The sequence below is a fragment of the Streptomyces sp. NPDC086777 genome (assembly GCF_040702065.1).
Taxonomy (GTDB): Bacteria; Actinomycetota; Actinomycetes; order Streptomycetales; family Streptomycetaceae; genus Streptomyces.
Genome location: NZ_JBFBJI010000019.1, coordinates 49,516 through 68,612, shown reverse-complemented (window position 1 = coordinate 68,612; position 19,097 = coordinate 49,516). Strand labels below are relative to the sequence as shown.

General features: G+C 70.4%; 15 protein-coding genes. 3 read left to right on the top strand and 12 right to left on the bottom strand.

Features of this window, described 5'->3' with window-relative positions; translation table 11 throughout:
- Positions 1–4: 4 nt before the first annotated feature.
- On the bottom strand, positions 5–2,131 hold the full coding sequence (locus tag AB0472_RS25710) for a SpoIIE family protein phosphatase (protein WP_366359381.1): 2,127 nt from the start codon (positions 2,129–2,131) through the stop codon (positions 5–7).
- A gap of 358 nt (positions 2,132–2,489) precedes the next feature.
- Positions 2,490–3,341: a helix-turn-helix transcriptional regulator gene (locus tag AB0472_RS25705; RefSeq protein ID WP_366359379.1), complete on the bottom strand. Its 852-nt coding sequence runs from the start codon at positions 3,339–3,341 to the stop codon at positions 2,490–2,492.
- Between the two features lie 93 nt (positions 3,342–3,434).
- Between AB0472_RS25705 and AB0472_RS25700 the strand changes: the two genes are divergently transcribed.
- On the top strand, positions 3,435–4,211 hold the full coding sequence (locus tag AB0472_RS25700) for an alpha/beta hydrolase (protein WP_366359377.1): 777 nt from the start codon (positions 3,435–3,437) through the stop codon (positions 4,209–4,211).
- Between the two features lie 191 nt (positions 4,212–4,402).
- Here AB0472_RS25700 and AB0472_RS25695 read toward each other — a convergent pair whose 3' ends face one another.
- From AB0472_RS25695 to AB0472_RS25680, 4 genes are read right to left on the bottom strand one after another with little or no spacing between them, the layout of a single operon-like run.
- Positions 4,403–6,775 carry a glycoside hydrolase family 3 N-terminal domain-containing protein gene (locus AB0472_RS25695; protein ID WP_366359375.1) on the bottom strand — a complete coding sequence of 791 codons (2,373 nt, stop codon included), beginning with the start codon at positions 6,773–6,775 and terminating at the stop codon, positions 4,403–4,405.
- A 7-nt stretch (positions 6,776–6,782) separates the two neighbouring features.
- Positions 6,783–7,601: a carbohydrate ABC transporter permease gene (locus AB0472_RS25690; RefSeq protein ID WP_366359373.1), complete on the bottom strand. Its 819-nt coding sequence runs from the start codon at positions 7,599–7,601 to the stop codon at positions 6,783–6,785.
- Positions 7,598–8,554, bottom strand: a complete 957-nt coding sequence (locus AB0472_RS25685; RefSeq protein WP_366359371.1) for a sugar ABC transporter permease — start codon at positions 8,552–8,554, stop codon at positions 7,598–7,600. The genes AB0472_RS25690 and AB0472_RS25685 overlap by 4 nt, the downstream gene beginning before the upstream one ends.
- Positions 8,555–8,561: 7 nt before the next feature.
- A complete protein-coding gene (locus tag AB0472_RS25680) occupies positions 8,562–9,863 on the bottom strand; it encodes an extracellular solute-binding protein (RefSeq protein ID WP_366359369.1) in 1,302 nt (433 codons plus the stop codon).
- A 142-nt stretch (positions 9,864–10,005) separates the two neighbouring features.
- Here AB0472_RS25680 and AB0472_RS25675 point away from each other — a divergent pair, with 142 nt between their 5' ends.
- Positions 10,006–11,028: a LacI family DNA-binding transcriptional regulator gene (locus AB0472_RS25675; protein WP_366359367.1), complete on the top strand. Its 1,023-nt coding sequence runs from the start codon at positions 10,006–10,008 to the stop codon at positions 11,026–11,028.
- A gap of 142 nt (positions 11,029–11,170) precedes the next feature.
- Here the strand turns inward: AB0472_RS25675 and AB0472_RS25670 are convergent, their stop codons facing one another.
- The 6 genes from AB0472_RS25670 to AB0472_RS25645 all read right to left on the bottom strand — a co-directional run bounded on the left by AB0472_RS25670 (position 11,171) and on the right by AB0472_RS25645 (position 17,191).
- Complete coding sequence (locus tag AB0472_RS25670) at positions 11,171–12,481, bottom strand: alpha-glucosidase/alpha-galactosidase (protein ID WP_366359365.1); 1,311 nt, start codon at positions 12,479–12,481, stop codon at positions 11,171–11,173.
- On the bottom strand, positions 12,478–12,606 hold the full coding sequence (locus AB0472_RS25665; protein WP_366359363.1) for a hypothetical protein: 129 nt from the start codon (positions 12,604–12,606) through the stop codon (positions 12,478–12,480). Before AB0472_RS25665 ends, AB0472_RS25670 begins: the two co-directional genes overlap by 4 nt.
- 43 nt (positions 12,607–12,649) lie before the next feature.
- Positions 12,650–13,540, bottom strand: coding sequence for a carbohydrate ABC transporter permease (locus AB0472_RS25660; protein WP_366359361.1), 891 nt, complete (start codon positions 13,538–13,540; stop codon positions 12,650–12,652).
- Positions 13,537–14,475, bottom strand: coding sequence for a sugar ABC transporter permease (locus tag AB0472_RS25655; protein ID WP_366359359.1), 939 nt, complete (start codon positions 14,473–14,475; stop codon positions 13,537–13,539). Before AB0472_RS25655 ends, AB0472_RS25660 begins: the two co-directional genes overlap by 4 nt.
- Positions 14,476–14,486: 11 nt before the next feature.
- Positions 14,487–15,815, bottom strand: coding sequence for an ABC transporter substrate-binding protein (locus AB0472_RS25650; RefSeq protein WP_366359357.1), 1,329 nt, complete (start codon positions 15,813–15,815; stop codon positions 14,487–14,489).
- A 560-nt stretch (positions 15,816–16,375) separates the two neighbouring features.
- The gene (locus AB0472_RS25645) at positions 16,376–17,191 is read right to left on the bottom strand and encodes an endo alpha-1,4 polygalactosaminidase (RefSeq protein WP_366359355.1); all 816 of its coding nucleotides are present in this window, start codon (positions 17,189–17,191) and stop codon (positions 16,376–16,378) included.
- 524 nt (positions 17,192–17,715) lie between these two features.
- Here AB0472_RS25645 and AB0472_RS25640 point away from each other — a divergent pair.
- Complete coding sequence (locus AB0472_RS25640; protein ID WP_366359353.1) at positions 17,716–18,951, top strand: Gfo/Idh/MocA family oxidoreductase; 1,236 nt, start codon at positions 17,716–17,718, stop codon at positions 18,949–18,951.
- Positions 18,952–19,097: the final 146 nt, after the last annotated feature.

Below are 19,097 nucleotides of genomic sequence, written 5' to 3'. Positions count from 1 at the left end.
CTCCTCAGGTCCTGTGGTTCGCCCCTGTCATGGCCGGCACGGCGGGGGTGACGTCGGCGAGGGACTGTTCTGCCCAGATGGTCTTGCCGGTGGGGTGGTATCGAGTGCCCCAGCGGCGCGAGCACTGGGCGACGAGGAAGAGTCCGCGTCCGCCTTCGTCGGTGGTGGCGGCCCTGCGGATGTGCGGGGAGGTGCTGCTGGCGTCGCTGACGGCGATGATCAGCATCCGGTCGCGGATGAGCCGGAGGCGGATCGGCGGGGTGCCGTAGCGGATGGCGTTGGTGACCAGTTCGCTGATGATGAGCTCCGTGCTGAACGCCAGGTCCTGCAGACCCCACTGGCGGACCTGGCGCAGGGCGAGGGCCCGGGTGCCGGCGACGGCGGCGGGGTCGCACGGCAGGTCCCAGGTGGCGACGTCGGCGGCGTCGAGCGAGCGGGTGCGCGCGACGAGCAGCGCCAGGTCGTCCTCGGCGGCCAGGTGCGGGGTGACCGTGCCGACGACGGCCCGGCAGAGGGAATCCGGCGAACTGCGGGACTGCCCGACGACGGCGCGGAGCCGCTCCTCCAACGTACGGTCGGCGTTGACGGCGTCGAGGAGGCTTCGGGTGTACAGCGCGAAAATGCTTCCCTTGGCGAGTTCCATTTCGTGGGGCTCGAAGACGGGGTCGTCCTGTCCCAGTGGTTGGTTGGACGGGAGTTCGGCGATGCGGACCGGGCCGTCCGGATCGATGACGACGGGCGGGGGGTGCCCGGCGCTCGCCATGACGCAGCGGCGGGAAACCGGGTCGTAGACCGCGTACAGGCAGGTGGCGCCGATCAGCTTCTCCAGGATGGGCGCGGAACCCGTGGAGTGTTCGCGTTCGACCAGGCGCGGAACCATGTCGTCGAGGCGGGCCAGTACCTCGTCGGGGGCGAGGTCCAGTTGCGCGAGGGTGCGGACCGCCGAGCAGATCTGGCCCATGCAGGCGGCCGCCTCGATACCTGTGCCGGGAATGTCGCCGACGGCGAGGGCCACGCGGGCGCCGGACAGCGGGATCACGTCGAACCAGCAGCCGCTCACCCCGGCCTGTGCGCGTGCCGGCCGGTAGTGGTGCGCGACCTCGACGGCGCTCTGGTCCGCGACGCTGCGGGGGAGCATGCTCCGTTGGAGGGTGACGGCGGCAGCGCGCTCGCCCGTGTACCGGCGGGCGTTGTCCACGCAGACCGCGGCACGGGTCGCCAGTTCCTGTACGAGGATCAGGTCGTCGGGTTCGAAGGCGTCCGGTCGGGTCGTGGCGCGGTACAGGTGGGCCACCCCCAGGACGGTGTCCCTGGCGCGCAGGGGCACCACCATCATGGAGTGGGTCCCACGTGTCAGCAGGGTCCGGGTTCTGGGATCGGAAGAGTTCCGGATCCAGTCGGCGTCGGCGTCGATGACGGGCAGCAACTGGGGATGCCCGGTGGCGAGGGCCTGGGCGTGGGGTGAGCTTGCGGGGAACTCCTGGACTTCTCCGAGCTGCCGGAGCCCGTCGGCGATCTCCGGACGGGCAACCTTGCGCGCGGTGAGACGGAGCGCGACCGGCCACGCCCGCGGAGGCCGCGGCTCCGCGCCTTCCGCCACGCCGACCAGAAGGTCGATCGTCGTGAGATCGGCAACGCGCGGCACGAGTACGTCGGCGAGTTCCTGGGCCGTGCGCCTGACATCGAGCGTCGTCCCGATGCGGGTGGCCGCTTCGTCGAGCAGGGCCAGGTGCTCGCGGGACCGGTGGCGCTCGGTGATATCGGTGATCATGTCGGTGACGCCCCAGGTGTTGCCGTCCGGGCCGGTCAGCGCGAACGACGACGTCATCCAGACGTGCTCCCTGCCGGGGTCGGCGGGTGTACGTCCGCGGAGCTCCGTGCCGATGACGGGCAGGCCTGTCTCCAGGACCTTGGTGAGTCGGCTCTCGATCTCGTCGGTGTCTATACCGGTCAGGAACTCGCTGATCCGGTGGCCGAGCAGCTGGGCGTTGGGAATCCCGTGGATCCGTTCGAGTGCGGGGTTCGCCCGTACGAGGCGCAGGCGGGTGTCGAACACGGCCACGCCCATCGGTGACTGGTTGAACAGTGCGTCCAGGATGGCGCGATCCTCGTCGAGTCGCAGCTGCCCCATGCGTCGACGCGCTGCACCGCGGTCCGCGGATGCCTCGTCCGGTATCCCCATGGCACTGGCCCCGTCGTTCGGCGATCAGCTGGTTCGGCGGGAATGCTGCTGGAACACCTCCTGCAACCGGAGCGCCGCGGAGAGCGCCACGCCCATCAGCACAGCCGCAGTCGGCAGGGCCGGATCGCGTCCGGGCCGGTGGGCTCCGCGTTCGCCCTTGCGCGGGTCACGAGCCGCCGGTGCGGGGGCCCGCGTCACGTGGACCAGCCTAGCCAGATCGGGACGGTCCCTGCGCGGTGGGACGCGACGCGCGTTCCCTGGCCGCGGTGGGCTGCGGACGGCGCCGCCGACCGTGCGCCTGCCGGGATCAGCGCTCCGTGACCGCTGCCGCCGCCTGCCACGCGCCCGGGCGTGTACCCGTCGCCTGCCGGAAGAAGACCGAGAAGTTGGAGGCGTCGGGGAAGCCGAGCACGGCGGCGCAGCGGGCCGCGGTGAGGCGGTCGTGCGCGAGGAGTCGCTTGGCTTCCAGGACGATCCGGTCGACGAGATACGCCTTGGCGGTGCGGCCGGTGACCTGCTGCACCGCACGTGACAGGGTGCGGGGCGCGTATCCCAGAGCGCGGGCGTAGTAGCCCGCGTCGTGGTGCTCGCGAAAGTGCGCTTCGACGTCGGAGCGGAACGACAGGAAGAGCGGGGGGAGGGATCCCGCGTCGGAGTGGGTCGGCCGCAGCCGGGCGACGAGCGCGGAGAGCAGGATCTGCGGCAGCTCCGCCGAGAAGTTCTCAGGTGGCGCGGACGCCTCGACGAGGAGATGGTCGCGGGCCGTGGCGACGAACGGCCAGTCGGCGTCGGGGACACGCCAGTGCGCGGCGAGATCCGGGGAGGCGACGAGCTCCCGGGTGGCGTGGGTGACCGGCGCGGTCGGCACGAACAGCACGAGGTGCCCCGCGACGCCGGCGACGTCGTCCCAGCGGTGCACCGCGCCGGGGGGAATCCACACCGCGGACCGCTCTTCGAGCGGATGGCGGAGGAAGTCGACCGTGACCGAGCCGGATCCGGCGTCGAGGAGGGCGAGGACATGGAAGTCGGCGCGCTGCGTGCCGCCGTCGTTGAGCTCGCGAAGGCGGTCGAACGTCATCGTCTCGACCGCGGCGCCGGGGCGCTCCGCGGGCTGGTAGGTCATCTGCCGGATCACACTCACGTGTCCAGTTTCCACCATCGGGCGACCAGTCGCGCCGATGCCCCGTCCGAGTGCGGAGGCTTCAATGAATGCAAGGGCCATTCACTCGGAACACCGACCGAAAGACAGATCATGAACACGATGCAGCAGTCACTTCTGCCCACTTACGACCATCGGCCGGGAGCCGGGCCGACGCTGGTGTTCCTGCACTACTGGGGTGGTTCTGCCCGCACCTGGGATCTCGTCGTCGACCGCCTGGCGGGCCGTGGCGTGCTCACCGTCGACTTCCGCGGGTGGAGTCGGTCGAGCGCGCTGCCCGGCCCCTACTCGCTCGGTCGGCTCGCCGACGACACGCTCGCCGTGGTCGCCGATGCGGGGGTCACCGACTACGTCCTGGTGGGGCATTCGATGGGGGGCAAGGTCGCGCAGCTGGTCGCGGCCACCCGGCCCGTCGGCCTGCGTGGCATCGTCCTCGTCGGCTCCGGCCCGGCCAGGCCCGCCGCGCAGATCACCCCCGAGTACCAGGAAGCCCTGTCGCACGCCTACGACTCCGCCGAGTCCGTGGCCTGGGCGCGGGATCACATCCTCACCGCGACCGGGCTGCCCGCCGAGGTCGGGGCGCGGATCGTGACCGACTCGCTGAGCACCACCGACGCCGCCCGCGCCGAGTGGCCGCTGCGCGGCATCGCGCAGGACATCACCGAGCAGACGCGCATGGTCGGCGTTCCCGCCCTCGTGGTCGCCGGAGAGCACGACCAGGTCGAACCCGTCGACGTGCTCCGCGGCAACCTGGTGCCCTACCTCTCCCGGGCCGACCTCACGGTCGTCCGGCACAGCGGTCACCTGATCCCGCTGGAAGCCCCGGACGACCTCGCCGACGCCATCACGGCCTTCGCGCCGGCGGCCTGACCGTCCCCGCGGCCCGGCCACGGGCCCTGCCGCCCAGTGGCAGCAGAGCCGAACAGGCTCACGCGCGGAACGCTCGGCCGGAGGACTCCGGCCGAGCGTTCCGCCGCGGTCGTGGCCGCGGCGCGTCGGTCACCCAGATGGCGGTGACCCCCGGCTGCGCCGGGTCGATGCCCCGGCCCCGTGATCTCCGGCTACTCCTCGCCCGGGGCCTGCTGGACGAAGGTGGCGTGGAATCGCCGGGTCTCGTCCACGGTACGGACGGGGCCGGTGAGAGTGACCGTCGTCGTCAGGTGCGCGGTCGTGCTCGACGACGCCAGGCGGAGTTCCAGGTCGCCCGGCTCCACGATGCGCCGGCCGTCGCGGCCGGTGAAGGACGCGACGTCGGCGGGAACGGTGACCTCGATACGACGGGTCTCGCCCGGCGCGAGGGACACCCTGCTGTAGCCGACGAGGCGTTGCACCGGCTGGACGACGGACGCCGTCGGGTCGTGGAGGTAGAGCTGGACGACTTCGGTCCCGGTCCGCTCGCCGGAGTTGCCGAGGGTGAAGGCGATGGCGAACTCGCCCTCGGTCGAGGCCTGCCGGGTTCCGACCGTGAGATCGCTCCAGGTGAAGGTCGTGTAGCCGAGGCCGTGACCGAAACCGAACGCCGGGGTCGGGTCGATGTTGGAGACGTCACTGGCCTGGGCCAGGCGGGCGCCGAGGTAGGTGGTCGGCTGGGCCCCGGCGCTGCGGGGCACGCTGACGGGCAGACGCCCGGAGGGGTTGGTTCGGCCGCTGAGCACGCCGGCGATCGCCCGGGTGCCCTCGGCTCCCGGGAAGAACGACTGGACGATCGCCGCGGACTCGTCCACCGCACGACCGAGGGCGTAGGGCCGGCCCGCGAGGAGGACGGTGACGACCGGACGCCCGGAGTCGAGCAGTGCGTCCAGGAGTTGCTGCTGGGCGCCGGGCAGGGTGAGTGATTCCGTGTCGCAGCCCTCGCCGCTGGTGCCGCGGCCGAACAGGCCCGCTCGGTCGCCCAGGACGGCGATGACGACGTCCGCGTTCCGGGCCGCGTCCACCGCCGCGTCGATCCCGGAGAGGTCGCCGTCGTCGATGCCGGTGCCGCGGGCGACGGTGACGGCCGCGTCGGGGAACTCGGCCGTCAGGGTGTCGTGGAGGGTGGGCAGGTCGATGCCGACGGGGGCGCTCGGGTGCTGGACGCCGACGTGCATGGGGAACGAATAGCAGCCCAGTACGGCTGTGGCCTCCGCCGCGTTGGGGCCGACGAGGGCGATCCGGCGCGGCGCGGTCAGCGGCAGCACGCCGTCGGCGTTGCTGAGCAGGACCACGGCCTTCTCGGCCAGCTCACGTGCCAGTTCGCGGTTCGCGGGAGGATCCAGGTCGACCTTGCCGCGCAGGGCCTCCGGGTCGTCGGGATCGGTGCCGCGCAGGGCGGCCGGCACCGGGTCCCAGTCGGGGTCCAACATGCCGAGCTCGGCCTTCTGACGCAGAACCCGGCTGAGGGCACCGTCGACGAGGGACTCCGGGATCCGGCCGTCCTTGACGGCCTGGACGAGTGGCGCACCGAAGGTCTTGACGCTGGGCAGTTCGACGTCGACGCCCGCCGCGAGGGCGGTGTTCGCCGCGTCCGCCCAGTCCGCCGCCACACCGTGGAGGGTCTTCAGGAAGGCGATGCCGAAGTAGTCGGCGACGACCGTTCCGTCGAAGCCCCAGGTGTCACGGAGCAGGCCGGTCAGCAACTGCCGGTCGGCGGCGGCGGGTACACCGTCGTTGTCGTTGTAGGCGTGCATGACGGCGCGGGCGCCGCCCTCGCGGACGGCCATCTCGAACGGAGGCAGCAGGACGTCGGCGCGTTCGCGGGGCCCGATCGCGGCGGGCGCGAGGTTGCGTCCCGCGCGGGACGCGGAGTAGCCGACGAAGTGCTTGAGGGTCGCGATGATCCCCGCCGACTCCAGCCCCTGCACGTAGGCCGTCCCGACGGTGCCCACGAGGTACGGGTCCTCGCCGATCGTCTCCTCCACGCGCCCCCAGCGGGCGTCGCGCACCACGTCGAGGACCGGCGCGAGCCCCTGGTGGATACCGACGGAGCGCATGTCATGGCCGATGGCCGCGGCCATGCGGCGCACCGCGTCGGGGTCGAACGTGGCGCCCCAGGACAGCGGGACGGGGTAGGCGGTGGCACCCCAGGCCGCGAAGCCGGCGAGGCACTCCTCGTGCGCGAGCGCGGGGATCCCGAAGCGGTTCGCCGAGACGATGCGGGCCTGGGTGCGTTGCAGGGAGAGGGCCCCGAGGGCGGGGTCGACGGGAGCGGTGCCGAAGGGCCGGGTCAGCTGACCCAGTCCGGCGGGCATCAACGCCTCGAGATCGACCGCTTCCTCCATGTCGTGCTGATGGGGGGCCACCTCGTCGCCCTCGGCGGAGGCGCCGACCCACACGCCGTACAGCTGGGCCGTCTTCTCCTCCAGGGTCATTGCCGCGATCAGGGCCGCCACTCTGGTGGCGAGGGGGCGGGACGGGTCGTTCCACACGGGGGCCGGGTGGGAGGTCTCTACAGCCACGTGGCGGTCACTTTCCTCCGACGCCCATCAGGCCCTGGACCAGGGCGCGACGGGCGAACAGGTAGACGAGCAGGACGGGCACCATGGACAGCATCACGGCGCCGAGCAGGCCGGGGATGTCGATGCCGTGTTCGGTCTGGAAGTTGTAAAGACCCAGCGTGATCACCTTGGTCGAGTCGGACTGGGTCAGCACCAGCGGGAAGAGGAACCCGTTCCATGCCTGGAGCGCCGAGAAGACGATGATCGTGGAGAGGCCGCCGCGCGAGAGCGGTACGACCAGCTGGAAGAACATGCGCCGTGGAGTCGCTCCGTCCACCGCCATGGCCTCGAACAGTTCGGGAGAGATGTCCCGCATGGTGCCGCTGAGGATCAGGGCCGACATCGGAAGGCAGAACGCCGCTGTCGGCAGGATGACGCCGAGCAGGTTGTCGTACAGCCCCGCTTTGCTGATGAGGTAGAACATCGGCACGATGACGGCCTGGGCCGGAATGGCGAGTCCCAGCAGGAACAGGCGGAAGATCAGCGAGGTCACCTTGGAGCGGCTGCGGACGATGGCGTACGCGAGCGGCGGCACCAGGACCAGCACCAGGCCGGCCACGGCCGCCGTGACGGCGATCGTGTTGAGGAAGTACCGGCCGAAGCCGGTGTCGAACGCGTTGAGGTAGTTGTCGAAGGTGAAGGTGTCGGGCACCGACACCGGACCGTTCGCCGCGTAGTCGCCGCGCGTGCGCAGCGTCGCGGCGATCATCACGTACAGCGGCAGTCCGACCAGGAACAGCCAGACGGCGGAGCCGACACCGGCGACGTAGTTGGGACGGCGCCTCATGACACGCCCTCCATGGTGCTGCGCATCTTGTCGTAGCCCGACACGCGGACGACGACGAGCGAGATGACGGTGGAGGCCACGACCAGGGTGAGGGCGATGGCGGCACCGGTGCCGAAGTCGAACTCCTTGAAGGCCTTCTCGTACATGTAGTAGGCGCTGATGGTCGTGTCGGTGCCGGGGCCGCCCTGCGTGAGGATGAGGACCGTCTCGAAGGTGGTCAGACCGCCGACGGTCATCAGAATCATCGAGGTGATCATCGAGTTGCGCAGCTGCGGCAGCGTGATGTGGAAGAACTGCCGGTAGCGGCCCGCCCCGTCGATCTCCGCGGCCTGGTAGAGCACCTGTGGGACGGCCCGGGCCGCGCCTTGGTAGATCAGGGTGTGGAAGGGAGTGAACTGCCAGGTGCTCACGAAGGCCAGGACCCCGATGGCCGTGGCCTGCTTGCCGAACAGGTTCCCGTCACCGAACAGCCAGCCTGCGTCGGCGGGGATGCCGAAGTTGGGGTCGAGCAGGGCCCGCCAGAGAACGGAGACGGCGGTGCCGGACAGCAGCAGCGGGATGAAGTAGATGACGGACAGCACGGCGCGATTGCGCTGGTAGCCGGCGGCCCAGACCCCCAGCAGAATGCTGAGGGGGGTCTGGATGAGGATGCCGAGGGCGGTCAGGAGCAGGGTCACCCAGATGCTCTTGAGCATCACGGGGTCGTCCACGAGACGTGACCAGTTGTCCATGCCGACGAACTGGGGCGACCCCAGCCCGTTCCAGGTCGTGAAGGACAGCACCGCGACCATGATCAGCGGAACGATCGCGAAGACAGCGAAGAACAGGGCGGCGGGAAGTGCCCAGCCGAAGCCGGGTCGCGCCACGTTTGCCGTTGACGAGCCGCCCGCCCGCCGCCGGGCCACCTTGAGGGACCTGGCGGCGGGCGGGGTGCTCGTGATCTGTGTAGTCATGAGCCGTTCATTCACCCGGAAGTGCCTGCATGGCCTTGATGAAGCCGTCCGCGTCGATCTGGCCGTCGAAGAACTGCTGCACGGCCTGCTGGATGGGGGTCCCGGCGGCCGGCGGATACGCCTGGTCCCAGGAGAGCTGGAACGCCGGAGCCTTGGCGACCAGGTTGTACTGGAAGTGCGAGTAGTCCGGGTTGGCCGAGGAGTCGAGGAAGGACTCGGTGTTCGTGGTCGTCGGCAGGTTGCCGATGGCCAGCTGCGCCTTCACGAACTCGTCGGAGTACATGAGCTTCAGGAACTTGGCGGCGGCGTCGGGATACTTGGTCTTGCGCAGTACCGAGTAGAAGTTGTTGGTGTTTCCGACGACGTCGGCGGGGTCGCCCTTGCCGCCGGGAACGGTCGGGAACGCCGTGTAGCCGAGGTCCTTCTCCGCGAAGCTCTTGGCGTCCGTCTGCTGCTGGGCGTAGTACCACGAACCCATGAGCTCGAAGCCGGCCTTGCCGGAGGCGACGAGTGCCGGTGAGGCGCCGTTGGTGTACTTCACCGAGTCGTAGTTCTTGCCGAAGGCGCCGGCGTCCACCAGGTCCTTGAGCATGCTCAGCGCCTTCTTGCTGTCGGCGCTCTCCCAGGCCGACTTGTCGCCGTCGAGTGCCTTCTGGAACAGGCCCGGTCCGGCGATGCGGTCGTAGAGGTACTCGAACCACATCAGGGTCGGCCACCTGTCGCCGCCGCCCAGGGCGATCGGGGTGACACCCTGGGCCTTGAGCTTCTTGACCGCGTCGAGCAGTTCGTCCCAGGTCTGGGGCGGCGTGACCCCCGCGTCCTTGAGGACCTTCTTGTTGTGGAACAGCAGGACGGGCTGCGTGCCACGCATCGGGACGCCGTACGGCTTGCCGTCGACCACCGCGCTGTTGAAGACCGAGGGCAGGAACTTCGACTTCAGGTCCGGGTTCTTCGCGATGAAACCGTCCAGCGGGAGCAGCAGATCGGCCTTGACGAACGGGTGGATACTGCCGCCGCCCCAGTTGAAGAAGATGTCCGGGGCCTGCGGGGTGTTGATGATCGTCTGGAGCTTCTGCTGGTAGTCGGCGCCGGGGATGGTGTCGAGGACGGCCTTGACGTCGGACATCTTGTTGAACGTGCTGACTATCTGCTTCTCGACCTTGTTGCTGGCGTCCCCGTAGACCAGAACGTGGATCTTGCCGTCGCTCGACGACTGGCCGTTGCCGTTGCCGCAGGCGGCCAGCGGGAGCGCCAGGGCGAGCGTCGCACCACAGGCGACCAGTCTGGGCAAGCGCGCGCGTGTCTTCATCGTTGGAGCCCTTCGAAAGTTTCGGCCTCATTACCGAAAGTCAATGCGCTGGGGACATTAGGACAGGCCTGAGGCTCGGTCAACAGTCATGCACGCACACGTCCAAACCGTTACGGGCGTTGCGCGCCTGTATCCTGCGAACATGGGCGAGGACGGCAGGATCGGCAGCAAGGTGACCCTTGCCGAGGTGGCGAGAGTTGCGGGCGTTTCGCTGCCGACAGTTTCGAAGGTGGTCAACGGTCGTTCAGACGTCTCCCGGGTGACCAGGGCCAAGGTCGAGCGAGCACTGGAGGCCCACGGCTACCGTCGCCGCCCCCGGAATCCAGCCCGGCCCGCACTTCTCGAGCTGGTCTTCCACGAGCTGGAGAGCATCTGGGCGATGGAACTGGTCAAGGGGGTGGAGCAGGTCGCGCGGGAGAACCACGCGACCGTGGTCCTCACCGTGAGCGGCACGCGGCACGCGCCGGGACCGGAGTGGCTCGAAGGAGTGCTGAGACGACGGCCGTTGGGCGTCGTCCTGGTCTTCTCGACGCTTCCGCGCGACGTCAGGCAGCGGCTCAGGTCGGCGGCCGTCCCCTTCGTCGTCGTCGACCCCGCGGGCGATCCCGATCCCGACGTGCCGTCGGTGGGCTCGGCGAACTGGGCCGGCGGTCTCGCGGCCACCCGGCATCTCACGGCACAGCACCACCGGCGGATCGCGATCATCACAGGACCGGAGGACATGCTGTGCTCACGTGCGCGCCTCGACGGGTATCGCTCCGCCATGGCGATGGCGTCCCTGGACGCGGACCCGCGGCTCGTGCGGTTCGGCGACTTCCACGTGCAGGGCGGCTTCGACCACGCGATGAGCCTGCTGGACGGGCCGGACCGGCCCACGGCGATCTTCGCGGGCAGCGATCTGCAGGCGCTCGGCGTGCTGGAGGCGGCCCGGCTCAGAGGACTGCGGGTACCGCAGGACCTGTCCGTCGTCGGCTACGACGACGTGCCCCTCGCCCAGTGGTCGAGCCCGCCGCTCACCACGGTGCACCAGCCTCTGCGGCGCATGGCCGAGGAGGCGTCACGGATGCTGTTCGGCCCCGGGGAGTCCGGCAAGGCCGCCCAGCGCATCGAGCTGGCGACGCACCTGGTGGAACGACAGAGCACGGCCCCGCCAAGCGGGTTGTGAGGAACCCGTTCGGGCCCACGGGACCGCGGGGCGCGGGCCGTGCAGCGGCCGGGCGACCTGTCGAACGCGTCGAATGCGGTTCACCCGGCACGGGGGACGGGCGGTGGGCCGACACATGTCTCGGCCCACCGCCCGCGGTCGCTCACGCGCCCAGGAGGGCGCGCAGTCCGGGCTGGAGGAGGGCGCCGTGGGCGGTGACCATGTCGTCGCACAGCCGCCAGATGTCCTCGACCGGCAGGGCCGCGGCCGTGGCCGGGTCGGTCATCGCCGCGTGCCTGATGTGCCGCGGGTCGTCCTCGACGGCCGCCCGCACCACCAGGTCGTTCGCGCTCAGATAGGTGCGGTTGAGCGCGGCGAGCTGGGGCGGGAGGGAGCCGATGCGGGTGGGCTGGACGCCCAGCGGGTCCACCAGGCACGGCACCTCGACGGTCCCGCGCGCCGGCAGGTTGTCGATCAGGGACCGGTTGGGGACGTTGCCGTAGACCGTGCGCGGGGTGCCGGTCACCATGCTGTGGATGATCTGCGGCGCGTACTCCATCGTCCCCTCGACGGCGACCGGCGTCCCGGCGGTCAGCGCGTCGCGGGTCCTCTCGTACGTCGCGACGTTCTCGTCGACGATCTTGAGGTACTCGCCGATCGGCAGCCGCAGCCGCTCCACCTCGCTGTCGTGGTGCAGATACCAGGGCACGTACTCGGAGGAGTGCTCGCTGGTCTCCGTGGGGTAGTAGCCGAGCCGGCGGTACATGTCGACCCGCACCCTGCGGCGCAACTGGTCGTCGGAGGCGATCAGTTCGTCCAGCCTCGGGTAGAGGCTCCGGCCCTGGTGCTCGAACCGCAGCACCCACGCCTGGTGGTTGACGCCCGCGGCGTGGTAACTGATCTCCTCGTAGGGGACCTTGACCAGGTCGGCGAGGTCGCGCATCGTCCAGTACACCGAGTGGCACAGACCCACCACGCGGGTCAGGCCGGTGGCCTGCGTCAGGTACTGCACGTTCATGGCCATGGGGTTGGTGTAGTTCAGCAGCCAGGCCTGCGGGCAGACCTCGGCGATGTCCCGCCCCAGCTCCTTCAGGAAGGGAAACGTGCGCAGGGCCCGGAAGATGCCGCCGATGCCGAGGGTGTCGCCGATCGTCTGCCGTACGCCGTAGCGGGCCGGGACCTCGAAGTCGGTCCGGGTGGCCTCGACCATGCCGATCTGCACGATGTTGATGACGAAGTCGGCGTCGGCCAGGGCTTCGCGGCGGTCGGTGTGCGCGGTGACGTTCGGGCGGGCGCCGAGCGCGTCGGCGATGCGGCGCGCGGCCGCGTGCGCGGTGGCCAGGCGTTCGGTGTCGATGTCGTGCAGCGCGACGTGCGCGGACTTCAGTTCGGGGAACGCGAGGAGGTCGGCGAGCAGTCCCTGGGTGAAGACGACGCTGCCTGCGCCGACGAAGGCGATCTTGGGGGTGGTCATACCGGGGTTTCCTCGGTCTCGGAAGGGCGGGAGAGGACGTCGTCCCGCGTGGGCTGTGCGGTCGTACCGGCGATGACGTCAGGGGCGGCGTCGCCGGTGACGAACACGTCGAAGGTGTGCGGCACTGAGGTGTTCCTGCCTGGGTGGGGTGTCGGGTGGCGAGCGGGATCAGCCTTTGAGACCGGTGGAGGTGATCGACTGGATGAACGCCTTCTGCGCGCCGAGGAAGGCGAGCAGGACCGGCAGCACGGTGATGACGTTCCCGGCCATCACGGCGGACCACTGCGTGTGGTGCTGTCCCTGGAAGGTCGTGAGGCCGAGCTGGAGCGTGTACTGGGTGTCGTGGTTGATGGCGATCAGCGGCCAGGTCAGGTCGTTCCAGGTGCTGAGGAACGTCAGGACGGCCACCGTGCTGAGGGCCGGCCGGGACAGCGGGAGCACGATCCGCCACAGCACGTGCAGCCGTGAGCAGCCGTCGATCCAGGCGGCCTCCTCCAGCTCGCGCGGCAGCGAGAGGAAGAACTGGCGCAGGAGGAACACCGAGAACGGCGTGACGAGGGACGGCACGATCAGCGCGCCGAGCGTGTCGATGAGGCCGAGCTGCTTCATCACCAGGAACGTGGGAATCATCGTCAGCTGGAACGGGATCGCCATCGTGGCCAGCATCAGTCCCAGCAGCAGCCGGGAGCCGGCGAACCGCATCCGCGCGAACGCGTAGCCGCCCAGGGTGCCGAGCACGAGGTTCGCGGTCACCGTGACGAAGCTGACGAGCAACGAGTTGGCGAACCAGCGCGGGAACATCGCGTTGCCGAGCACATAGCGGTAGCCGCCCAGGTCCAGACGGGAGGGCCACAGCGCCGGCGGGAAGCGGTTGATCTCCGCGTTGCTCATCACCGAGCTGACCGCCAGCCAGATCAGCGGAACCGCGAACAGCAGCGCCATCGGCGCGAGCAGCAGGTGCCAGGGGCTGAACGGCAGCCGCGGGCGTCGCCGGCCGGTCTCGTGCCGGGCGGTCGGGGCGGCCTGCGCGGCCTCGGGAGGGGCGGAGACGGCGGTCATGCGGCGGCTCCCTGGAGTCGGCGGCGGGCGATCTGGAAGATCAGGCCGATCAGGCCCAGGCCCGCGGCCAGTACGTAGGCCGAGGCGGCGCCGTACCCTGCGGTGGCGTTCTTGAACGCCTGCTCCCAGATGAAGTAGACGATCACCGTGGTGGATCCGAGGGGTCCGCCCTTGGTGGTGACGTACACGAGGTCGAACGTCTGGAGGGCCTCGATGGTCTGCCACAGCAACAGGAACACCGAGACGGGCCTGAGCGTGGGCAGGGTGACGTGCCGCAGGATCTGGAAGCGGCCCGCGCCGTCGAGGCGGGCCGCCTCGGTCAGCGAGGCCGGCACGTCCTGCAGCGCCGCGAGGTAGATGACCATGCAGAAGCCGGTACCGCTCCACAGACTGATCGCGACCAGCACGACCAGCGCCTGGGAAGGATCGTTGAGGAAGCCCTGCGCCGGGATGCCGAGGTAGTGCAGTACCGCGTTGGCAGCGCCGAACTGCGGATCCAGGATGAACGAGAACAGCACGCCCTGCGCGGCGGAGGAGACCACGAACGGCACGAAGAACAGGGTGCGGTAGAGCCCGACGAAGCGTATGCGCCGGTTCAGCGCGAGGGCGAGCAGCAGCCCCACCACCATGCTCGCCGGCACGTACAGCGCCGTGTAGAGCAGGGTGTTGTGCACCGCCTGGCTGAAGTGCGGGTCCTGCGCGAGGGCACGGTAGTTGTCCAGGCCCACCCAGCGGCTCGGTGTGACGAGGTCGTCGGCCCGGAAGGACAGCAGCAGCGACCAGATGATGGGCACCACGCTGAGACCGAGGATGATCAGGACCGCGGGCGAGACGAACGTCCAGGCCATCGCGGACTCGGCGGCCCGTCTGCGGCGCAGGGTGCGCCCGTTGTCCGGGGGCCGGGACAGCGTGATCGGGGTGGGCACTCGGGACACGGCGGATCTCCTCAGCGGGGTATGAGCAGTGCGGCGTTGGCGTCGGCGGCGCAGGAGCGCACTGCCTGGGCGGGACTGCTCCGGCCCAGCAGCACCGCGACGACGGCCTGTCCGAGGGCCTGCGAGATCTGCGGGTAGGCGGCGTGCACGGGGCGTACCCGGGCCGAGTCCAGTGCCTTGGTGAACACCTCCAGGCCCTCGGTGGTCTTCTCCTGGTGCTGCCAGGCGGGCAGGTCGCGGGTGCGGCGGCTGAGCGGGAGGCTGCCCGCCTCGATGTCCCAGCGCACGTCCTGCGCCGGCTGCATCAGCCAGCTCACGAAGGTCTGGGCGGCCTTCTTGCGGGCAGCGCCGTTGTCGAACACCGTCCACGTGTCGGGTCCGCTGATGGTCACCGGCCGGCCGGAGAAGGTGGGCAGCGGGACGACGTGATAGTCGATCCTGGCCTGCCGGATGTCGGGGAGCTGCCAGGGACCGGTGACGGCCATGCCCATCCGGTTGGACAGGAAGACCTGGTACATCTGCTCGCTGCCCGGCTTCGGGTCGACGTAGACGCTCTTGTCCCGGGCGAGGGCGGCCACCACCTCCAGGGCGCGGGTGCCGGCGTCGGCGAACCCGATGTGCTTGCCGTCGTCGGCGACGACGTCCCCGCCGAGATCCCAGATCATGGGCCAAAGGCGCCAGACGGTGTCCTCGTCGCCGACGCCGGGCCAGCCGGTGCCGAAACGGCCGCGGCCGACGTCCGTGAGCGCCTTGGCGGTGGCGACGAAGTCGTCCCAGCGCCAGTCCGCCTCGGGCAGCGGCAGGCCGGCCTCCTTGAAGAGCTTCCGGTTGCAGACCACCGCGAGCGAGTCCAGCAGGGCGGGCGCGGCGCGTACCTGACCGTTGACGGTCACGGCCTGGCGGGCCGGCGCCCAGTAGTTCGTCCAGGGTGTGCCGGCATGTCCGACCATGTCGGTGAGGTCGACGACCTGCGGGCTGCGGGCGACGCTCGCCAGGTCGGAACCGAAGATGTAGGCGATGTCCGGGTAGGAGCCCGCGGCGAGGGCGGCCGTCACCTTCTGGAGCATCGCGTCGGCGAGCACTCCGCCGCCCACGTCCACCCGGATCCGGGGGTGGCTCCGCACGAACGAGGCGACCAGCGCATCCATCGCCTTCTTGCCGGTGTCGGTCTGCCCGTGCCACATCTCGATCGTCACGGTGCCGTCGGCGCTCACGCCGTCGTCGCCGCCCGCGGCGCAGCCGGAGGCCCCCAGGCCCGCGGCCGCCGTGGTGGCCAGAGCCGCGCCGGCACGCAGCACTGTGCGGCGTTCGGGCTGTGCGCTGCGGGTGAGCGCGGACATGGGTACCTCCCGTGCGGAGCTGTGGGACATGGGCGGTGCGTCAGGGATGCGTTCGGTGTACGGAGTTCCGGCCGCGGCGACGGCGGGTGGTCCCGGTGGGTCCGGGTGCGGGCCGGTCCCGGGCGGCGGGAACGCCGTGGGGCGGTGCTCAGGGCCGGGCGCGGAGCGGGAGGGGCGGCCGGGTGCGGGCGCTGCCGCGTCGTCCGCGGGGAGTCGCATGGATACGGATCATGTCCAAGCCCCAGAACATGGTGGGTACGTCCCCGCCTCGGACACCGACCTGGGTCCTGGCGACTCAGTCCGGACTCCTGGCGCGTGGTCAGCTACCGGCTGGGCGTACCTCTGCCGCCGAGTGCTTCGACTACGGCGTTGACCAGGAGTTAAACGATGGTGCCGGGCAGCTGTCAAGAGGGAAGCAGTGATTGGATGTGCGCGAAACACCGGGGAAACCTGCATGATTGAGCATCATGCGATGTCGGCCTGGGACGGCTCGCCGAGCCGTCCCAGGCCGACACGCGTTTCAGGGCACGCCTGAGGGCGTGATCGGTGCGGGATGCGCCCTAGCAGGTCTTGCGGACGTATCCGCTGCTGCCGGCCGGCGAGACCGCCACGTCGCGCTGGACGATGCTCAGCGTGCTGCCCCACCCCTTGCACGCCTTCGACTTGCCGGAGTTGGTGTACTCGATCACGATCACGTTGTTGCCGAAGGCGCTGGTGTAGTCGCCGCATTCGTCGTACTGGCCGCACTCCTCGGCCACCGCGAAGTCGAGGCCGTTGGCGGTGCGGTTGCCGGCCAGTTCGGGCGTGTTCTTCTGGGCGATGGCCAGGCCGTCCGCGTGGGCACGGGCGGAGAGCAGCTTGATGAACGCCTGCGCGTTGTTCGCCGTCAGACGGTTTCCGGAGCGGCTGTAGCTGTCGTAGTTGTCGGGCTCGACGGCCTGGAAGCCCTTGTCCCGGCAGCCGTCGATCTGGGATCCGATCTGGCTGGCGATCCGCTGGCGCTTGGCGTCCGTACTGACGTCGAGGAGGGCCTCGCCCCAGTCCTCGTCGTAGACGACCTTGCCCGCGGAGTCGCGCAGCAGCAGGTCCGACGCCCACTCGCCCTCCGCGCCCGGCTGCGCCTGGAAGGCGTTGACGTAGCAGATGTTGTACAGGCCGGCGGCCGGGGAGGCGGTGTGGTCGCGGGTGACGACCTTGACGCCGGCGGGCGGCGTGTAGGCGCCCCCGATCTGGTAGTCGAAGCCCACGTGCGTGGGCGGCAGGGACACGGTCGCCGCCTGCGTCGAGGGCGCCGCGACGCACAGGGCGCCGGTCAGCGCGACCGCGCCGATGACGGTGCCGGTGAGTTTGAGCGGGGTGGTGTTCAGGTGGCTCATGCGTGAGCTCCAGGGGGAAGCGGGCACGTCCCCGCCTCGGACGCACGAGGTGTCCTGGCGACTTGGGCCGGGCTTGCGGCGCGGGGCCTGCATACCGGCTGGGCGTGCCTCTGAACGCGGAGCGTGTGGCTCCGGTGTAGTCCGAGAGTAAAGCGATCGCGTTCGGGGATGTCAACGGCGCCGAAGTCCCTTGTCCCCAGCGCGAGTTGGCGGCTCGCGTGCCCGAGTGTGCCCGTTGGCGGCGGCGACCGGCTGCTGAAATAAATGCTCGAAACTGCTTGATGCAAGCGTTGATTGAGCACCTTCGAGCATCTAAGGTCGGCGTGACGGTCGAACCGGGGCCGCGCCGTCGGCCCGGGGCGATGCGTGACGCACCTCTGCCTCGCTCCCGCGCCTGCCGTGCCCCTGACGGCGCCGGGGACACCGCGAGTCCGTCCACCACCGCGCACCGCGGCCGACCCTCCGACAGGCCCAGGCGTCCAGGCGTCCGCCCCGTCTCCCTGTTCGCGACGAAGGGATGCTCCATGACCGACCAGCCGGCCGCGCAGGAACTGCGTGTCGGTGTCGTAGGCACGGGCCAGCGAGCCGGGCTGGCCGTCCTGGCCGAGCGGCCCGGCTCGGCCCGCGTGGTCTCCTGCGCGGATCCGTCCGAGCGCGGCCGCAGCGACGCCCGCAAGCTCTTCGGGGCGGACGTCCAGGTCCACGACCGTTACGAGGACATGCTCACCGACGACCTGGACGCCGTCTTCGTCCTCACCCCGGACGACCTCCACACGGCTCCGGCCCGGTACTTCCTCGAAGCCGGTGTCGCCGTGTTCGTCGAGAAACCGCTGGCCGTCGACCTCGACGACTGCGACCGGGTCCTGGCCGCCGCGGCCCGCACCGGCACCCGGCTGTACGTCGGGCACAACCTCCGCCATCTGCCGGTCCTGCGCACCATGCGCGACCTCGTCGACGAGGGGGCGATCGGAACCGTGCGGGCGGTGTGGTGCCGGCATTTCGTCGGCCACGGCGGCGACTACTACTTCAAGGACTGGCACGCCGAACGGGCCCGGACCACGGGCCTGTTGCTGCAGAAGGGCGCGCACGACCTGGACGTGATCCACTGGCTCGCGGGCGGCTACGCCCGCACCGTGACCGCGCTGGGCGATCTGTCCGTCTACGGAGCCGGTTCGCACCGCCGTACCCGACCCCAGGGCTCGGAGCGGGTGCAGGACTGGTTCGACGAGGGCGTCTGGCCGCCGTCGGCGCTGCGCGATCTCAACCCCGTCATCGACGTGGAGGACATCAGCATGGTGCTGACCCGCCTCGACAACGGAGTGCTCACCAGTTACCAGCAATGCCACTTCACGCCCGACTACTGGCGCAACTACACCGTCATCGGCGACGAGGGCCGTATCGAGAACCTCGGGGACGGCGTCGAGGGCGACGCCCCGTTGATCAAGGTGTGGAACCGGCACCGTTCCGGCTACCGCGCCGAGGCCGACCTGACGCTGCCGCCCACCGAGGCGGCCGGCGGCCTGCACGGAGGCGCCGACCAGGCACTCGTCGACGAGTTCCTGCGGTTCGTCGCGCACGGCGGTGCGACCGAGACGTCGCCCGTGGCCGCCCGCGAAGCCGTCGCGACCGGCATCGCGGCCACCACGTCGCTGCGCTCGGGGGGCACCCCGGTCGAGGTCCCCGCCCTCGCCCCGCACCTCGCCGACTACTTCGGGCGCCACCAGCCCGGTTCGCGCGGTCCGGCCTCCCGGATCGACTGAGTCCTCCGGCCCGGCCTCCGGTGCCGTGCCGCGACTCGCCGTCCGGGACGGCCGAGTTCACCCCGGGCACGGGTGGGCCGGCCCGCGGGGGCCGGCCCACCCTTCCACGCCCAGGTCACGCCGACAGAGATGCCGTGGTGCGGTTC